Below are 16,197 nucleotides of genomic sequence, written 5' to 3'. Positions count from 1 at the left end.
AGACGAAAGGAGGGAAAAATGCCGGAAAGTATTTTCAAACAGATTTCCCTTGATATTTTGAAACTGCATCGGGATTCTGTTTATTCGCTGCTTGCCACTTCCGGCTGCAACTGTCAGGTGCATGAAGCGGCGTATGTCAACATCGACGGCAAATATTATATTGCGCTTTCATGCGAGCCTGAGGTAGGAGAAGTTAAAACAGGGATTTTGCTGATTGAAGATGAAAGCCGCAGCTTGCGTTTGAGCTGGGTCGGCAGTGCTCGGGAACTTGACCGTAAGGATAGTGTCTATAAGCGTGCCTTGTCTGCGTTATCCAGAAAGATGGAGCGGTGTAAAGACAAGCTGCATACGGCAGTTCAACCGTTTTTGTTGGAGCTGGTGCCGGAGAAAGGCAGATTTTCTGTCGGTGATGAAGAAGTTTGGATTTCTCAAAACGATTTAGTGAGAGCTTTATATCCTGTCGGATACAGTATGCGGCAGGCAATGTTGTAGATTTAAAGTTTTGGTAGTGGTTTGTGTTCCTTTTGCGCCCCTTTGTCAAGGGGCGATTTTTTTGCACGCGTATTGGCGGCAAAGGAAAAATGCCGTCTGAAGCCGGCATTCAGACGGCATCCGCGTGCGGAATTACTTGTCCGGTAAAAGACGGATGCCTTGATTGCCCAGCCGTTTTGACAATTCGGCAACCTTTCCGTGTTTTCCTAAAATAAAATCAGGGAGGATTTCTGCTAAAGGGCGTATGACGAAACTGCGTTCGTGCGCGCGCGGATGCGGCAGGGTAAGGCGGGGGTCGTCGCTGGAGATGCCGTCAAAGTCGATAATGTCCAAATCCAATGTGCGCGGCGCGTTGCGGAAGCTGCGTTCGCGTCCGAAATCAGCCTCGATACGGTTGAGTTCGGCAAGCAGGGCAATGCCGTCCAGAGTGGTGGAAACGGTGCAGACGGCATTGACGAAATCGGGCTGATTGTCGTAACCGACGGGCGCGGTCATATACAGTGAGGAAGCCTGTTTAAGACGGATGTCAGGATGGGACGACAGCGTGTCCAATGCGGCGCGTACCTGTTGGGCAGGGTTTTCAAGATTACTGCCCAGGGCGATGACGGCAAAATGTCTGTTGTTCATAATGGTGTTTCAGAAAGGCAGGACTTTGGTTTTGGCAAGGTAAACGATGCAGGCGACGCAACACATGGCGAGCAGGTAAACAGTGTAGAACTTGGTCGAACGAGGACGGGCGCGCATCATCATCATACCCAATGCGATATAGGCGAGCAGAAGCAGGATTTTTGTACCGAGCCAAGGCGCGTTGAACGGGGAGAAATGGGTAATTTTCATCAGCCACAATCCCGTAAACAGCAGCATGGTGTCGTTAAGGTGGGGCAGTGCCTTCCAAAAGCCCACCAAGGGCTTTTCTGGATTTTTCCAAAGTAGGAAAAAACGAATGTTGAATACCAAAATGGTGATGGTAACGAAGATTTGGTGGCTGTATTTGACAAACAGATACTGCATGGTCGGCTCTTATCAAAATAAGGGTTGGAATCGGCTTATTTTACCGCAAACATTTATTTTTGACGTAACTTTTCAAATGCCAACAGATAGGGAGGGTTGTTTTTCCGGTTGGTAAAGCCGTAACGCAAAACGGCAAACTGTTCTTGAGGCAGGTTTTTTGCCCATTGTCCGACGGCTTCTGCTTCCTGCTTTCCGTTTTCGTGCCCGGGGTAGAGGACGGCAATAAGCATACCGTTTTCTTTCAGTAGGGATAAGGTGGCAGAAAGGGCGGCAATGCTGGTTTCCTTGTCGGTGGTCAGATTCTTGTCGCCTCCGGGCAGCCAGCCGAAATTGAAAACGGCTGCATCCAGCGGCTCCGGAATATATTGCTTCAGGTTTTCATGTCCGTCCAAGATGAGCCGTACATTGCTGTAACCTGCTTCCTGCAGACGGCATCGGGTGTTGTTCAGGGCTTGGGGCTGGATGTCGAATGCCCACACTTTCCCCCGGATGCCTGCGGTTTGTGCGAGGAAAAGGGTGTCGTGTCCGTTGCCGGCGGTGCCGTCCAGCGCATTGCCGCCTTCGGGAAGTGCCTGCCGCAAAAGGCAATGGGCGAATGGAAGGATGTTTTTCAATAACATTTTCAAATGCCGTCTGAAAATAAAAATACCTTACCGTTGTCCGGTAAGGTATTGAAAGATATGACACGTCCTGCTTCGTACGTATTATTCGGCAGGCTGCTGGACGGTTTCCACTTGGACAAGGGTCGAAGCCGGTGCGGCTTGGGGTTTGTTTTCATGTTGGAGGTTGACGGAGCGAGCCGGTACGATGGTGGAAATGGCGTGTTTGTAAACCATTTGGGTTACGGAAGTGTTTCTCAGAAGAACGACGTATTGGTCGAAAGATTCGACCTGACCTTGCAGTTTGATGCCGTTGACCAGGTAAATCGAAACCGGAACGTGCTCTTTACGCAGGGCGTTCAGGAAGGGATCTTGCAACATTTGTCCTTTAGCTGTCATATTTTTAACTCCGTTATTATGATTGTGAAATCGGGCAGATGCCCTGTGCGTGTCGAATTGTAGCCTTGAATAGGAAAAATTACCAATTTTTTTGTGTTTGGGCGGTTTTCCGCCGGACATTTGTATGTCAGGAGCGTTGCTGCAGCATCCACGATTCGATTTTGCGCGCGTCGTTGACGCGTGTGGCGGATGTGGGCGAGTTCAGCAATACGATGGTAACGGGTTGGTTTTGAATGTTGGCTTTGACAACCATAGACCTGCCTGCCTCGCGTATGTAGCCGGTTTTCTGCAATTCGATGTTCCACATGCCTTCCCTGACCAAGGCATTGGAGTTTTTGTAGTTCTGCTGCCCGTTTTTGGTCTGTACCGAGGCGTAGTTGGAAGTCGAGTTGGTGCGGATTTGCGGATATTGGGCGGCGGCGTTGACCATGAGGCTCAGGTCTTTGGCGGTGGAAACGTTTTGGAAGTTGAGTCCGGTCGGTTCGTAAAAGCGGCTGCTGTACATGCCCAGTCTTTGGGCTTTGCGGTTCATGGCGGCGACAAATGCGCCCATGCCGCCGGGGTAGGTTCTGCCCAAGGCGTGGGTGGCTCGGTTTTCGCTGCTCATCAGGCTTAAGTGAAGCAGCTCTTTCCGAGTAAGGGACGTGCCGATGGCAAGACGGCTGCCGGTCCCTTTGAGGCGGTCGATTTCGTCGGGCGTGATGGTAACGGTTTCGTTCATGTCCAAGTTTGCATCCAAAACGACCATCGCGCTCATGAGTTTGGAGATGGAGGCGATGGGCATGATTCTGTCGGCATTTTTCTGATACAGTATTTGTCCCGTTTTATTATTGACAACCAGTGCGGATTGGGAGGAAAGAATCAGACCGCTTGTGATGGTTTGGGTGTTGGTGGGATGTATCGTGCTTTCGGCGAATATTTCTATCGGATCGGAGGAGGTAAGCATGTTCTGTTCTAAAAATTGCCCTAAAATGTCGTTGTCGGCAAAAAGGTGGGATGACGGCAGGGAAAGGCAGAGGCCGAGAAGCAGCGATGAGGGCAGGCGTTTCAGAGTGCGGATGGACATTTTTGATTCCGTATTTTTGAGTATTGGCGTTATTTTGTTGAAAAAACAGCCATCTGTAAAGTATGTCGTCTGACAGGAGACTGCCCGTAGGCGGGCGGTCTTGTTGTGTTTTGGGGGTTGGGTTTTATAACATTCTGTTTTTAAATAGGAACATATAGTGGATTAACAAAAACCAGTACAGCGTTGCCTCGCCTTGCCGTACTATTTGTACTGTCTGCGGCTTCGTCGCCTTGTCCTGATTTTTGTTAATCCACTATATTTTGTGGTTTGACATGGATATTTTTCATGCTGTCGTGTGTCGGTTTGGATGTTTCCGGCAGTTGAATCTTTGTCCTTTGGGGCGGTAGAATCGGGGTTGGTTTGGAAATTGCGGCGGTGCGTCTTCGTGCCGTTTTGAATAATGGGAATATAGGGAGTAGGACTATGGATGTGAAATATGAATTTACCCTGCCTTCGAGCAGCGGTGCGGATTTTCATTCGGCAGAACATCTGCCTTTGGTCGTGTATTTTTATCCGAAAGACAGTACGCCGGGCTGTACGACGGAAGGCTTGGATTTCAATGCGCGTTTGGAACAGTTTGAGGCATTGGGTTATACCGTGGTCGGTATTTCCCGCGACGGCGTAAAGGCACATCAGAATTTTTGCGCCAAGCAGGGTTTCCGGTTTGAGCTGTTGAGCGACAAGGATGAAACAGTGTGCCGCCTGTTTGATGTCATCAAATTGAAAAAACTGTATGGGAAAGAGTCGCTCGGCATCGAGCGCAGTACGTTCGTCTTGAATAAGGATGGAGAAATCGCCCATGAATGGCGGAAAGTCAAAGTGGCAGGTCATGCGCAGGAAGTATTGGAAACGCTTTCCCGATGAGTATCGGCAATGCCGTCTGAAGCCTTCAGACGGCATTGGTTTGGAACGCTATGGAAAACGGTTTGATTGACAGGCTGCTGGAAACTTTGTGGCTGGATCGGCGGTTCAGTCGGAATACTTTGGACAGCTACCGGCGGGATTTGGAAAAAATTGCCCGTCGGCTGTCTTTGTGCGGCAAAACGCTGGAAGATGCGGACGAAGCGGATTTGGCGGCGGCGGTTTATGTTGACGGAGAGCAACGGAGTTCGCAGGCGCGCGCACTGTCGGCGTGCAAACGCCTGTATATATGGATGGAGCGTGAAGGCATAAGGACGGACAATCCCACTCGTTTGCTGAAACCGCCCAAAATCGACAAGAATATTCCGACACTGATTACAGAACAGCAGATTTCCCGACTGCTTGCCGCGCCGGATACCGACACGCCGCACGGTTTGCGGGATAAGGCCCTGCTTGAATTGATGTATGCGACCGGCTTGCGCGTCAGCGAGGCAGTCGGGCTGAATTTCGGCAATGTGGATTTGGACAGGGGCTGTATTACCACGCTGGGCAAGGGTGATAAGCAGAGGATGGTCCCGATGGGACAGGAGTCGGCGTATTGGGTGGAACGCTATTATACGGAGGCACGTCCGCTTCTGCTGAAAGGCAGGAGTTGCGATGCCTTGTTTGTCAGTCAGAAAAAAACGGGCATTTCCCGTCAGTTGGCATGGATGATTGTCAAAGAATATGCAGGCAGGGCAGGTATCGGGCACATCAGCCCGCACAGCCTGCGCCATGCCTTCGCCACCCATCTGGTGCAGCACGGCTTGGATTTGCGCGTAGTTCAGGATATGTTGGGACATGCCGATTTGAATACGACGCAGATTTATACCCATGTTGCCAATGTGCGGCTGCATAGCGTGGTTAAGGAACACCATTCCCGAAACTGAGGCTTCTGCTTCGGTTTAATAAGAAATCAATCGAAAATGCAAACTTGATAAAAAATTACCAAGATAAACCGTGTATGCCGACCTTGCAATACGAACTGTTTTTATTTATATTTGCATACGATAATAAAAGCCGCTATCGGTACGATAGCTTAAGAACACACGGAGCACAAAATGTTTGTCTGCATCTGCAATGCCGTTACCGACCACCAAATCAAGGAAACCATCGCCGCCGGCGCGACCACAATGGGCGATTTGCAGTCGCAATTGGGCGTGGCGAGCTGCTGCGGCTGCTGCGGGGAGCTTGCCGCTTCGTTTCTGACGGCGCACAATGCGCAACCGACGGTTACGGCGGGTATCAACGTTCAAGTGTAAAACGGTTTTGGAAATGCCGTCTGAACTGTTCAGACGGCATTTTGCTGTTTTTGGCAGGACTTGGGTATCATCTTCCTCGAAAACATTGTTTTTTCCCAAATAGACCATGATTCTGCTGCGTCTGAGGCTTTGGCGTGTGCAAATTGACAGATAAGGAAACGCGGATGAAATTGACCTTGATGTTTCGCGAATATTGCAGCTTGTGCCACAAAATGCGCGACGAACTCAAACCTTTTCAGGATGAATACGGGTTTGGCTTGGATGTGTTCGATGTGGACGACGATCCCGCTTTGGAAGAAAAATACAATGAACTGGTGCCCGTTTTGTTGGCGGGAGATGAGGAAATCTGCCACTGGTTTTTGGATGAGGACAGGTTGAAACAGTTTCTCGAACGGTAAAAAATGCCGTCTGAAGCAGGACTTCAGACGGCATTTTTTTCAAATCAACGTTCTTTACGTTTTTGCGGGGCGGATGACCTGCCGGTAAAGGAAGCACGTTTGGATGCCTGGTAAATTGCCAGTCTTCTTCGGTGTTGCATATTGACCCTTTCTTTATTTTATTTGTCGGTTGGGAGAATTCTTATTTATTGATTTTTTCAATAAAAATTAGAAAATTTATTGTGAGATGTTATTGGCGGCAATCATATCATGTTTTGCTGTTGATGGAAGCATGATTGTGTAAAGATGATATGTGGTTGTGTAATCGGTAGAATTTATAAGAAAACCGCCAAGGCGGTGCTTGGCGGCGGAAACGGAGGGGAGGGTGGTATCAGAGCAGCTTGGAAATGACCTGTGCAAGGGCTTTTTGCCAGTCCGACGGTTTGATGCCGAAGTCGTTTTCGATTTTGCGGCAGTCCAAAATGCTGTATGCGGGCCTGGGGGCGGCGGTCGGATATTCCTTGTCTGAAACGGCAGTCAATTCGGGAACGGGGAAGGATGTCTGCTGTTGCGATGCCGCTTGGAAAATATGTTGGGCAAATTCGTACCAGGATACGGATTTGCCGCCGGCGTAGTGGTAAATGCCGCGAATGGGATTGGACTGTTGCAACAGGCGGATGATGGCGGCGGACAAGTCGCCGGCATAGGTCGGGCAGCCGGTTTGGTTGTGGACGGCGGACAGCGGGGAACGTTCCCGCGCAAGGTTCAGCATGGTGCGGACAAAGTTGTCCCCGTATTCGCTAAACAGCCAAGAAGTCCGCAGGATAAGGCTGTCGGGATTGGCAGACAGTGCGAGCAGTTCACCGGCGGTTTTGGATTGTCCGTATACATTGGAAGGGTTGGTAAAGTCGCTTTCCTGGTAGGGTCTTTTACCTTTTCCGTCAAAAACATAGTCGGTTGAGATGTGGATGAATCGGGCATGGGCGCGATGTGCTGCCAAGGCAAGGTTGTAAACGGCGGAGGCATTGACGGCAAATGCCGCCGCCGCATCGCCTTCCGCTTTATCGACGGCAGTATAGGCAGCCGTGTTGACAATAGCGTCGGGTTGGAAACTTTTGACCATGTTGCAGACGGCATCGGCATCGGTAATGTCTAGGGATGCGGAATCCGTCGCGATGGTTTCCCAGTCTTCCGGAAGACGGTCGCGCAGGCAGCGTGCCAGTTGGCTTTTCGAACCTGTCAATAGGATTCTCATGAGGTATTTCCTTTGGTGAAAGTGTATTGTAGGACTTGCTGTCGGTATTATAGTGCCAAAACTTTGCCGACGGTTGACGGGTTGGCTTTTTGTGCCATGGGTATTGTTTTGCGCCGACTTCGGCTAAAATATCGGATTGCGATTCAAACCTGTCGGGTGTCGGGTCGGTATTTTCAAGATATTTTCAGGGGGTGCGAAATGAGTGAGATTGGTTTGGCAAAGATTTATTCCGGAAAAGTGCGCGATTTGTACGAAATTGACGATAAACGGATGCTGATGGTCGCTTCCGACCGCTTGTCAGCATTCGATGTGATTTTGGATGATCCGATTCCGGGTAAGGGCGAAATCCTGACGCAGATTTCCAATTTTTGGTTTAAAAAACTGGCGCATATTATGCCCAACCATTTCACCGGTAATACTGTGTACGATGTTTTGCCTGAGAACGAAGCCAAAGTTTTAGAAAAACGCGCCGTCGTGGCTAAAAAGCTCACTCCGGTGAAAGTTGAGGCGATTGTGCGCGGTTATCTGGCAGGCAGCGGTTGGAAAGATTATCAAAAAACCGGCTCGGTTTGCGGTATTCGGTTGCCCGAAGGTATGCGGGAAGCGCAACAACTGCCCGAAGTGATTTTTACGCCCTCAACTAAAGCCGCAGTCGGCGATCACGATGAAAACATCAGCTTTGAAGAATGCGGACGCATTATCGGCAAAGAATTGGCGGAAGAAGTGCGCGCCAAGGCGGTTCTGCTTTACACCGAAGCGGCGGAATATGCCAAATCGCGCGGTATTATTATTTGCGATACCAAGTTTGAATTCGGTTTGGATGAAAACGGTACGCTGACGCTGATGGATGAGGTATTGACTCCTGATTCAAGCCGTTTTTGGCCGGCGGATCAATATAAAGTCGGCATCAATCCGCCGTCTTTTGACAAACAGTTCGTCCGCGACTGGCTGGAACAAAGCGGTTGGAACAAAAAAGCCCCTGCGCCGAAAGTGCCTGCCGATGTGATTCGGAAAACAGTCGAGAAGTATCGGGAAGCATTGACTTTGCTGACTCAGGATTGATTTTTAAGTTTGAGGGCCGTCTGAAAGGAATATGGTTCAGACGGTCTTTTTATTGTATCAATACTGGATTTTAAGGATGGTTGCCTTTATAATCCGCAATTGCTTTCAGCGTCCGAAATGCCGTCTGAAAGCTTGTTTACAACCTGCCGCACGGTCTGAAACCCTAACTATGCACATTCGGATTTTAGTGTGCATTATTAGTGTTTTAGCAGTGCGGTATTTTGAAAGGAACAATGATGTTCAACAAACACGTTAAGACCTTCCAATACGGTAATCAAACCGTTACTTTGGAAACTGGCGAAATTGCCCGCCAAGCCGCCGCTGCCGTTAAAGTATCGATGGGCGACACCGTTGTTTTGGTTGCCGTTACTACCAACAAAGAAGTGAAAGAAGGTCAGGACTTCTTCCCCCTGACCGTCGATTATTTGGAACGCACTTACGCCGCAGGCAAAATCCCGGGCGGCTTCTTCAAACGCGAGGGCAAACAAAGCGAAAAAGAAATCCTGACCAGCCGTCTGATCGACCGCCCGATTCGTCCGCTGTTCCCCGAAGGTTTCTACCACGACATCCAAATCGTAGCGATGGTCGTGTCCGTCGATCCCGAAATCGATTCCGACATTCCTGCAATGTTGGGCGCGTCTGCCGCGCTGGTGTTGAGCGGCGTACCGTTTGCCGGTCCGATTGGTGCGGCACGCGTGGGTTATATAAACGGCGTGTACGTTTTGAACCCGACTAAAGCCGAATTGGCGAAATCACAATTGGACTTGGTGGTCGCCGGTACGTCCAAAGCCGTGTTGATGGTGGAATCCGAAGCCAAAATCCTGCCCGAAGACGTGATGTTGGGCGCGGTGGTTTACGGCCACGATCAAATGCAGGCTGCGATTAACGCCATCAATGAATTTGCCGACGAAGTCAACCCGGAGGTTTGGGATTGGAAAGCACCTGAAACCAATGAGGAACTGGTTGCCAAAGTACGCGGGATTGCCGGCGAAACCATTAAAGAAGCGTTCAAAATCCGTCAAAAACAAGCGCGTTCCGCAAAATTGGACGAGGCTTGGAATGCGGTAAAAGAAGCCTTGATTACCGAAGAAACCGACACGCTGGCAGCCAACGAAATCAAAGGTATTTTCAAACACTTGGAGGGCGATGTCGTCCGCAGTCAAATTTTGGACGGCCAACCGCGCATCGACGGCCGCGACACCCGCACCGTCCGCCCGTTGAACATCCAAACCGGCGTATTGCCGCGCACGCACGGTTCTGCATTGTTTACCCGTGGCGAAACCCAAGCTCTTGCTGTGGCGACTTTGGGTACTTCGCGCGACGAGCAAATCATCGACGCGCTGTCCGGCGAATACACCGACCGCTTTATGCTGCACTACAACTTTCCGCCGTACTCTACCGGCGAAGTCGGACGCATAGGCGCGCCGAAACGCCGTGAAATCGGTCACGGCCGTTTGGCTAAACGTGCATTGTTGGCCGTATTGCCGAAACCTGAAGATTTCAGCTACACCATGCGCGTGGTCTCCGAAATTACCGAATCCAACGGCTCTTCCTCTATGGCTTCCGTCTGTGGCGGCTGCCTGAGTCTGCTGTCTGCCGGCGTGCCTTTGAAAGCACACGTTGCCGGTATCGCGATGGGTCTGATTCTGGAAGGCAACAAATTTGCCGTCCTGACCGACATTTTGGGCGACGAAGACCACTTGGGCGATATGGACTTTAAAGTGGCCGGTACGACCGAAGGCGTTACCGCACTGCAAATGGACATCAAAATCCAAGGCATTACCAAAGAAATTATGCAGATCGCTTTGGCTCAAGCCAAAGAAGCACGTTTACACATCTTGGATCAGATGAAAGCCGCCGTTGCAGGTCCACAAGAGCTGTCTGCACACGCGCCACGTTTGTTCACCATGAAAATCAACCAAGACAAAATCCGCGAAGTTATCGGTAAAGGCGGTGAAACCATCCGTTCGATTACCGCCGAAACCGGTACGGAAATCAATATTGCCGAAGACGGTACGGTTACCATTGCCGCGACCACTCAAGAAGCCGGCGATGCGGCGAAAAAACGCATCGAGCAGATTACTGCCGAAGTGGAAGTGGGCAAAGTGTATGAAGGCACTGTGGTGAAAATCCTCGACAACAACGTCGGTGCGATTGTCAGCGTGATGCCGGGCAAAGACGGTTTGGTACACATCAGCCAAATCGCCCACGAGCGCGTACGCAATGTCAGCGATTACCTGCAAGTAGGTCAGGTTGTGAACGTGAAAGCATTGGAAGTGGACGACAGAGGCCGTGTGCGCCTGTCCATCAAAGCCCTGCTGGATGCACCTGCCCGTGAGGAAAATGCCGCCGAGTAACGCTTAAGGTGAAAATGCCGTCTGAACAGGTTTCAGACGGCATTTTTTACGGGTATCGGGAATGAATGGGGGTTACAGCCACAGGACGGCAAGCTTCCACAATGCCCATAATGATACGGATAATCCTGTACACAGGCGGATATATCGGTTTTGCATGATTTTTTTCAGTTGCAGGGAAAAAATGCCGATTGCCAAAAGATTGGGCAGCGTACCCAGTGCAAAGGCAAGCATATATAACCCGCCCGTTGCCGCACTACCGCTTCCCAGCGCGTAAAGTGATGCGCTGTAAACCAGTCCGCACGGCAGCCAACCCCATAATATTCCGACAGCAAGGCAGGCCGGTATGGATTTTATGGGCAGCAGTCGGTTGAGTATCGGGTTCAGGTTGCGCCATATCGGTTTGCCGATTTTCTCGATTTTTGCCGCCAAGGAAGAAATACCGCTCAAGTATAAGCCTAAAAAGAGCAGCAGGAGGTTGGCGGCTGTGTATAAAATATTCTGCAGGACGCGGGTTTGGTCGAGTGAAACGCCGACCTGTCCGATTAATCCGAGAATTAGACCGATTGCCGTATAGCTGCTTATCCGTCCTGTGTTAAGCAGCAGGATCAGCCAAAAGCGGTTGATATGCTGGGGGAGTTGGAGCGCAAACGCGCTGCTTAATCCGCCGCACATTCCGATGCAGTGCGTTCCGCCGAAGAAACCGAGCAGGAACAGGGTGAGGAAAGTGATGTCGTGGTTCATGGGCAGTTTGGAGTCAGATATTTTTCGGGGAAAGGGATGATTTCCGGCAGTCCGACCAATAGGGTCTGCCGAGGGCATTCCCCGTGCTGTTAAAGTCTTGAATAAGGATGCGGTTTGCACCCTGTATTTCGATAATTTTGTAAAATCCGCCCTTTACCGCGCCGTCGGCGGGTTTGCCGTGTGCGTCGAAATGCAGGACGGTGCGGTTGTGAAGATGCGCGCAATCTGAAACGGCGGGGCTTGCCGGTATGTTTCGGGTGCAGGCGGCAAGGATTGCCCAAGGGAAAAGCAGGAGGAACAGGCGGGACATTGTGTTTCTTGTAAGGGGTAACAAACAGTATAATGGCTCATTTTAATCCTCAGGCGGCGGGAGATGGAAGCATTTCCCTTCGGCGCGGGGATTTCGGATTCGGAAGCAACAGACGATACGGGATTTCGGAACAATATGAAAACTTTGAAATTTACCAAAATGCACGGTTTGGGCAACGATTTTATGGTGATTGACGCGGTCAGTCAGGATTTTACCCCCGAGGACGCACCGATTGCGGAATGGGCTGACCGTTTCTGCGGCGTGGGCTTCGACCAGCTTTTGGTGGTCGGGCGTTCGGAAACCGAAGGCGTGGATTTCCGTTACCGTATTTTCAATGCCGACGGCGGCGAGGTCGGGCAGTGCGGCAACGGAGCGCGTTGTTTTGCCCGTTTTGTTGCAGACAAGGGTTTGACCGATAAGAAAGAAATTTGTGTTGAAACGGCAAATGGTATTATTTTTCCAAAATTGTCCGATAACGGTATGGTTACGGTCAATATGGGCAAACCGAAGTTTATGCCGTCTGAAATACCGTTTGTTCCCGAATCGGGCGAGGGGGACGATGCCTGTATTTACGGGGTGCATCTCGAATCCGGCATTCAGCCTGTCAGCTGCGTCAATATGGGCAACCCCCATGCGGTGATTACGGTGGATGACGTGGAATGTGCGCCGGTGCGCGAAACCGGTTCGCTTATCGAAGCGCACAGGCAGTTCCCCGAACGCGTCAACGTCGGCTTTATGCAGGTTGTCGGTCGGACGGCAATCCGTTTGCGCGTGTTCGAGCGCGGCGTGGGCGAAACCCAAGCGTGCGGCACGGGCGCGTGTGCGGCTGTGGTGGCGGGTATCCGTCTGGGGCTGTTGGATGAAGGGAAAACGGTAGAGGTGGTTTTGCCGGGCGGGACTTTATATATCGAATGGGCCTGCGGCGGCGATGTAATGATGACCGGCCCTGCGGAAACGGTGTTTGAAGGCGAGTTGGCGTATTCATGATTTTGCTGCATTTGGATTTTTTGTCTGCCTTACTGTATGCGGCGGTTTTTCTGTTCCTGATATTCCGCGCAGGAATGTTGCAATGGTTTTGGGCGAGTATCGTGCTGTGGCTGGGAATATCGGTTTTGGGGGCGAAGCTGATGCCGGGGATGTGGGGATTGACCCATGCCGCACCTTTGTTCATTCCCCACTTTTATCTGACACTGGGCAGTATATTTTTCTTTATCGGGCATTGGCGGAGGAAGGCAGACGAAGAGGGGTGGCAGGCAGATGCCGGGCATCCGCTGCTCGGGCTTTTTGCCGTCAGTAATGTATCGATGACGCTTGCCTTCGCCGGTGTGTGCGTGTTGGCGCATTATTGGTTTTCGGGAACAGCCCAAGTGTTCGTATTTTCGGCATTGCTTAAACTTTATGCGCTGAAGCCGGTTTATTGGTTCGTGTTGCAGTTTGTGCTGATGGCGCTTGCTTATGTGCATGGCAGGGGTATAGACGGGCGGCCTTCCTTTCTGTTCAGTGGTTCGCAGTTGCGCCTCGGCGTGTTGACGGCGGCGTTGATGCAGGTCTCAGTACTGGTGCTGCTGCTTTCAGAAATTGGAAGATAATACGGTGTGGCCGTATTGGAACAAAAAGTTATAAAGAAAGAAAATTTGGGTATTGGTTTTTCAGACGGCATAGGTTTAGGATACGGCCATATCTGAAATTTGTTTATGGTTCGGCGCAAATCCCCTGCAATCGGACAGGATGCCGATGGGGATTGTGCCTTACTGTCGAAACCTTATTATTCAGGAGCAGAAGATGAAAATTGCAAACAATATCACCGAATTGATCGGCAACACGCCTTTGGTCAAACTGAACCGTCTGACTGAAGGTTTGAAGGCAGAGGTTGCCGTGAAACTGGAATTTTTCAATCCGGGCAGCAGCGTCAAAGACCGCATTGCCGAAGCAATGATTGAGGCCGCCGAAAAAGCGGGCAAAATCAACAAAAACACCGTGATTGTTGAGGCAACCAGCGGCAATACGGGTATCGGTTTGGCAATGGTATGTGCCGCACGCGGCTACAAACTGGCGATTACCATGCCGGAAAGCATGAGTAAAGAGCGCAAAATGCTGTTGCGCGCGTTTGGCGCGGAACTGATTTTAACCCCCGCCGCCGAAGGTATGGCGGGCGCGATTGCCAAAGCGCAATCCTTGGTGGACGCGCATCCCGACACTTATTTTATGCCGCGCCAGTTCGACAATGAGGCAAACCCCGAAGTCCACCGCAAAACAACCGGGGAGGAAATTTGGCGGGATACGGACGGCAAAGTCGATGTCTTTGTTGCCGGTGTCGGAACAGGCGGTACGATTACCGGTGTGGGCGAAGTGTTGAAAAAATACAAACCCGAAGTCAAAGTGGTTGCCGTCGAGCCCGAGGCTTCCCCCGTATTGAGCGGCGGCGAAAAAGGCCCGCACCCGATTCAAGGTATCGGCGCAGGCTTTATTCCGACCGTTTTGAATACCAAAATTTACGACAGCATTGCCAAAGTGCCGAACGAAGCCGCTTTTGAAACCGCCCGCGCAATGGCGGAAAAAGAAGGCATTTTGGTGGGTATTTCTTCCGGTGCGGCGGTTTGGAGCGCGTTGCAGCTTGCCAAACAGCCTGAAAACGAAGGCAAGCTGATAGTCGTGCTGCTGCCTTCCTATGGCGAACGCTATCTCTCTACGCCACTTTTTGCAGATTTGGCATAATGCTTTAATCGGATTGTCGAAATATTCAGACGCATTTTTCGGTATCGGTGTAACGTCGTGCCGGAAAATGCGTTTTTGCATATATGCCGAAAACGCCGGTTGTGTTTTAATCAGGCATTGGTGCCGCCGCATTGCTTGAGGGAAATATTTTTTATAGTGGATTAACAAAAATCAGGACAAGGCAACGAAGCCGCAGACAGTACAAATAGTACGGAACCGATTCACTTGGTGCTTCAGCACCTTAGAGAATCGTTCTCTTTGAGCTAAGGCGAGGCAACGCCGTACTGGTTTTTGTTAATCCACTATATTCGGGTTTTATCCGGCAGGACGGTTTTTTGCCCCAACGGAAAATAGCCAGCCTGCCCGTAAAGTCAGCCGTTTGTCCGGGCGCAGCCGGGGCTTTGGGCTTCAGACGGCATATTTTCGGATTTTCGGAATGGCGGCATTTTTGCCGTCGGCGCGGCAGCCGTATGAGGAAGGGAGGGGATATTGTGGTCGGTAACGGAAAAAAATATGCCGCACCATTGCTGGTGCTGGGTTGCGTGGTGTTCGGTCTGGGCAGCCTGATTGTCAGATCCGTCCCCGTCGGCCCGTATGCAATCGCATTTTGGCGGTTGCTGATTTCGGTGTTCGTATTTTGGTTTTTAGCACGGTTTTTCGGGCAAAAATTCCCAAAAAACAGGAAAACCATCTGCTATGCCCTGACGGCGGGCGTGTTTCTTGCTTTCGATTTGGCGTTGTGGCACGAAAGCATACACGCGGTCGGGCCGGGTATTTCCACCCTGCTCAACAGCCTGCAAATCTTTTTCTTGTCGGCAATCGGTGTTTTCTTTTTTAACGAACGTTTGAGCGGGCTGAAAAAGGCGGGCTTAATATCGGCAGTTGCTGGCGTGGCGATGATTGCCGGTGCGGAATTCGGCTACAACGGTAATGCGGTTTGGGGATTCGTCAGCGGTTTGGTGTCCGGGCTGATGCTTGCTCTGTCTATGGTGTTCGTCCGCAAGACTCATGAAGTCGAGCCGGTGGCACTTTTCCCTTCAATGATGATTTTGAGTTTGGGCGGCGCGGTATCGCTGGTTGTTCCGGCATTGCTGATGGACGGCGGCGCGCTTTATCCGACTACATGGCGGGATGCCGGTTTGGTGCTTGTGTACGGCGTGGTGATGCAGTGCTTCGCGTGGGCGATGGTTGCCTATGCGATTCCGCTGCTTTCGCTGTCGCTGACGGGGCTGCTGCTTTTGTCCGAACCGGTTGCCGCCCTGTTCATCGATTATTTCGGGTTGGGCAAACCGATTGAAGGCGTGCAGTGGGCAGGGGTGGCACTGACGCTCTCGGCAATTTACCTCGGTTCGCTGAAACAGCAGTCTTCACATTGATTCCATCAGGGCAATATTGGCAGTTCGCCGTGCAGAACCTGCGTTACCGGACTGATATAGTGAATTAAATTTAAACCGGTACAGCGTTGGCTCGCCTTAGCTCAAAGAGAACGATTCTCTAAGGTGCTGAAGCACCAAGTGAATCGGTTCCGTACTATTTGTACTGTCTGCGGCTCGCCGCCTTGTCCTGATTTAAATTTAATTCACTATAGGTAGGAAAATCCGACAACGTTAGATCCGCCTGCAAAAGTGAGGAATAGCAAATGCCGTCTGAA

19 protein-coding genes and 1 pseudogene are annotated in these 16,197 nt (G+C 51.0%); 11 read left to right on the top strand and 9 right to left on the bottom strand.

The window, feature by feature from the left end; all coding sequences use genetic code 11:
• The first annotated feature begins 18 nt into the window (after window positions 1-18).
• A complete protein-coding gene (locus tag Q9J32_RS02420; RefSeq protein ID WP_301885334.1) occupies window positions 19-492 on the top strand; it encodes an NGO0322 family iron-responsive protein in 474 nt (157 codons plus the stop codon).
• Between the two features lie 132 nt (window positions 493-624).
• On the opposite strand, the gene folK is transcribed toward Q9J32_RS02420, so the two are convergent.
• The 6 genes and pseudogenes from folK to Q9J32_RS10165 all read right to left on the bottom strand — a co-directional run.
• Window positions 625-1,119 (bottom strand): 2-amino-4-hydroxy-6-hydroxymethyldihydropteridine diphosphokinase, encoded by a 495-nt coding sequence (gene folK / locus Q9J32_RS02415; protein ID WP_002237810.1) that lies wholly within the window; start codon window positions 1,117-1,119, stop codon window positions 625-627.
• A 9-nt stretch (window positions 1,120-1,128) separates the two neighbouring features.
• A complete protein-coding gene (locus Q9J32_RS02410) occupies window positions 1,129-1,503 on the bottom strand; it encodes a SirB2 family protein (protein WP_301885345.1) in 375 nt (124 codons plus the stop codon).
• A 53-nt stretch (window positions 1,504-1,556) separates the two neighbouring features.
• On the bottom strand, window positions 1,557-2,123 hold the full coding sequence (gene mnmM / locus Q9J32_RS02405) for a tRNA 5-(aminomethyl)-2-thiouridylate-methyltransferase MnmM (RefSeq protein WP_301885346.1): 567 nt from the start codon (window positions 2,121-2,123) through the stop codon (window positions 1,557-1,559).
• An 84-nt stretch (window positions 2,124-2,207) separates the two neighbouring features.
• Window positions 2,208-2,501 carry an RNA chaperone Hfq gene (gene hfq, locus Q9J32_RS02400; RefSeq protein WP_003687717.1) on the bottom strand — a complete coding sequence of 98 codons (294 nt, stop codon included), beginning with the start codon at window positions 2,499-2,501 and terminating at the stop codon, window positions 2,208-2,210.
• A gap of 127 nt (window positions 2,502-2,628) precedes the next feature.
• Window positions 2,629-3,567, bottom strand: coding sequence for a serine hydrolase (locus Q9J32_RS02395; protein WP_301885347.1), 939 nt, complete (start codon window positions 3,565-3,567; stop codon window positions 2,629-2,631).
• A gap of 149 nt (window positions 3,568-3,716) precedes the next feature.
• Window positions 3,717-3,831: pseudogene (locus Q9J32_RS10165) on the bottom strand (IS5/IS1182 family transposase); the annotation flags it as partial.
• Between the two features lie 159 nt (window positions 3,832-3,990).
• Here Q9J32_RS10165 and Q9J32_RS02390 point away from each other — a divergent pair.
• The 4 genes from Q9J32_RS02390 to Q9J32_RS02375 all read left to right on the top strand — a co-directional run bounded on the left by Q9J32_RS02390 (window position 3,991) and on the right by Q9J32_RS02375 (window position 6,127).
• The gene (locus tag Q9J32_RS02390) at window positions 3,991-4,431 is read left to right on the top strand and encodes a peroxiredoxin (RefSeq protein ID WP_002214039.1); all 441 of its coding nucleotides are present in this window, start codon (window positions 3,991-3,993) and stop codon (window positions 4,429-4,431) included.
• A 50-nt stretch (window positions 4,432-4,481) separates the two neighbouring features.
• The gene (gene xerD / locus Q9J32_RS02385; RefSeq protein ID WP_301885348.1) at window positions 4,482-5,357 is read left to right on the top strand and encodes a site-specific tyrosine recombinase XerD; all 876 of its coding nucleotides are present in this window, start codon (window positions 4,482-4,484) and stop codon (window positions 5,355-5,357) included.
• A 171-nt stretch (window positions 5,358-5,528) separates the two neighbouring features.
• A complete protein-coding gene (locus Q9J32_RS02380; RefSeq protein ID WP_107818696.1) occupies window positions 5,529-5,729 on the top strand; it encodes a bacterioferritin-associated ferredoxin in 201 nt (66 codons plus the stop codon).
• A 164-nt stretch (window positions 5,730-5,893) separates the two neighbouring features.
• Complete coding sequence (locus tag Q9J32_RS02375; protein ID WP_107818697.1) at window positions 5,894-6,127, top strand: glutaredoxin family protein; 234 nt, start codon at window positions 5,894-5,896, stop codon at window positions 6,125-6,127.
• Window positions 6,128-6,497: 370 nt separating this feature from the next.
• Here the strand turns inward: Q9J32_RS02375 and rfbD are convergent, their stop codons facing one another.
• Window positions 6,498-7,361, bottom strand: a complete 864-nt coding sequence (gene rfbD, locus Q9J32_RS02370; RefSeq protein WP_301885349.1) for a dTDP-4-dehydrorhamnose reductase — start codon at window positions 7,359-7,361, stop codon at window positions 6,498-6,500.
• A gap of 198 nt (window positions 7,362-7,559) precedes the next feature.
• Between rfbD and Q9J32_RS02365 the strand changes: the two genes are divergently transcribed.
• Both Q9J32_RS02365 and pnp read left to right on the top strand, forming a co-directional pair.
• Window positions 7,560-8,423 (top strand): phosphoribosylaminoimidazolesuccinocarboxamide synthase, encoded by an 864-nt coding sequence (locus Q9J32_RS02365; protein WP_301885350.1) that lies wholly within the window; start codon window positions 7,560-7,562, stop codon window positions 8,421-8,423.
• A gap of 233 nt (window positions 8,424-8,656) precedes the next feature.
• Window positions 8,657-10,780 carry a polyribonucleotide nucleotidyltransferase gene (gene pnp, locus Q9J32_RS02360; RefSeq protein ID WP_301885351.1) on the top strand — a complete coding sequence of 708 codons (2,124 nt, stop codon included), beginning with the start codon at window positions 8,657-8,659 and terminating at the stop codon, window positions 10,778-10,780.
• A 72-nt stretch (window positions 10,781-10,852) separates the two neighbouring features.
• On the opposite strand, the gene Q9J32_RS02355 is transcribed toward pnp, so the two are convergent.
• Both Q9J32_RS02355 and Q9J32_RS02350 read right to left on the bottom strand, forming a co-directional pair.
• Entirely contained in the window at window positions 10,853-11,521 is a 669-nt protein-coding gene (locus Q9J32_RS02355) for a sulfite exporter TauE/SafE family protein (protein WP_301885352.1), read from the bottom strand.
• Window positions 11,522-11,534: 13 nt separating this feature from the next.
• A complete protein-coding gene (locus Q9J32_RS02350) occupies window positions 11,535-11,831 on the bottom strand; it encodes a hypothetical protein (protein WP_301885353.1) in 297 nt (98 codons plus the stop codon).
• Between the two features lie 135 nt (window positions 11,832-11,966).
• Here Q9J32_RS02350 and dapF point away from each other — a divergent pair, with 135 nt between their 5' ends.
• From dapF to Q9J32_RS02330, 4 genes are all read left to right on the top strand, one after another.
• Window positions 11,967-12,818 carry a diaminopimelate epimerase gene (gene dapF / locus Q9J32_RS02345; protein WP_301885354.1) on the top strand — a complete coding sequence of 284 codons (852 nt, stop codon included), beginning with the start codon at window positions 11,967-11,969 and terminating at the stop codon, window positions 12,816-12,818.
• Window positions 12,815-13,420 carry a hypothetical protein gene (locus Q9J32_RS02340; RefSeq protein WP_301885355.1) on the top strand — a complete coding sequence of 202 codons (606 nt, stop codon included), beginning with the start codon at window positions 12,815-12,817 and terminating at the stop codon, window positions 13,418-13,420. The genes dapF and Q9J32_RS02340 overlap by 4 nt, the downstream gene beginning before the upstream one ends.
• 193 nt (window positions 13,421-13,613) lie before the next feature.
• Window positions 13,614-14,546 (top strand): cysteine synthase A, encoded by a 933-nt coding sequence (gene cysK / locus Q9J32_RS02335; RefSeq protein WP_301885356.1) that lies wholly within the window; start codon window positions 13,614-13,616, stop codon window positions 14,544-14,546.
• A 470-nt stretch (window positions 14,547-15,016) separates the two neighbouring features.
• Window positions 15,017-15,922, top strand: coding sequence for a DMT family transporter (locus tag Q9J32_RS02330; RefSeq protein ID WP_301885377.1), 906 nt, complete (start codon window positions 15,017-15,019; stop codon window positions 15,920-15,922).
• The last annotated feature ends 275 nt before the right edge of the window (window positions 15,923-16,197 follow it).

Origin of the sequence: Neisseria uirgultaei (genome assembly GCF_962719845.1) — a bacterium.
Classification (GTDB): domain Bacteria; phylum Pseudomonadota; class Gammaproteobacteria; order Burkholderiales; family Neisseriaceae; genus Neisseria; species Neisseria bergeri.
The sequence above is the reverse complement of the archived record's forward strand: the minus strand, read 5'-3'. Positions and strand labels throughout refer to the sequence as shown.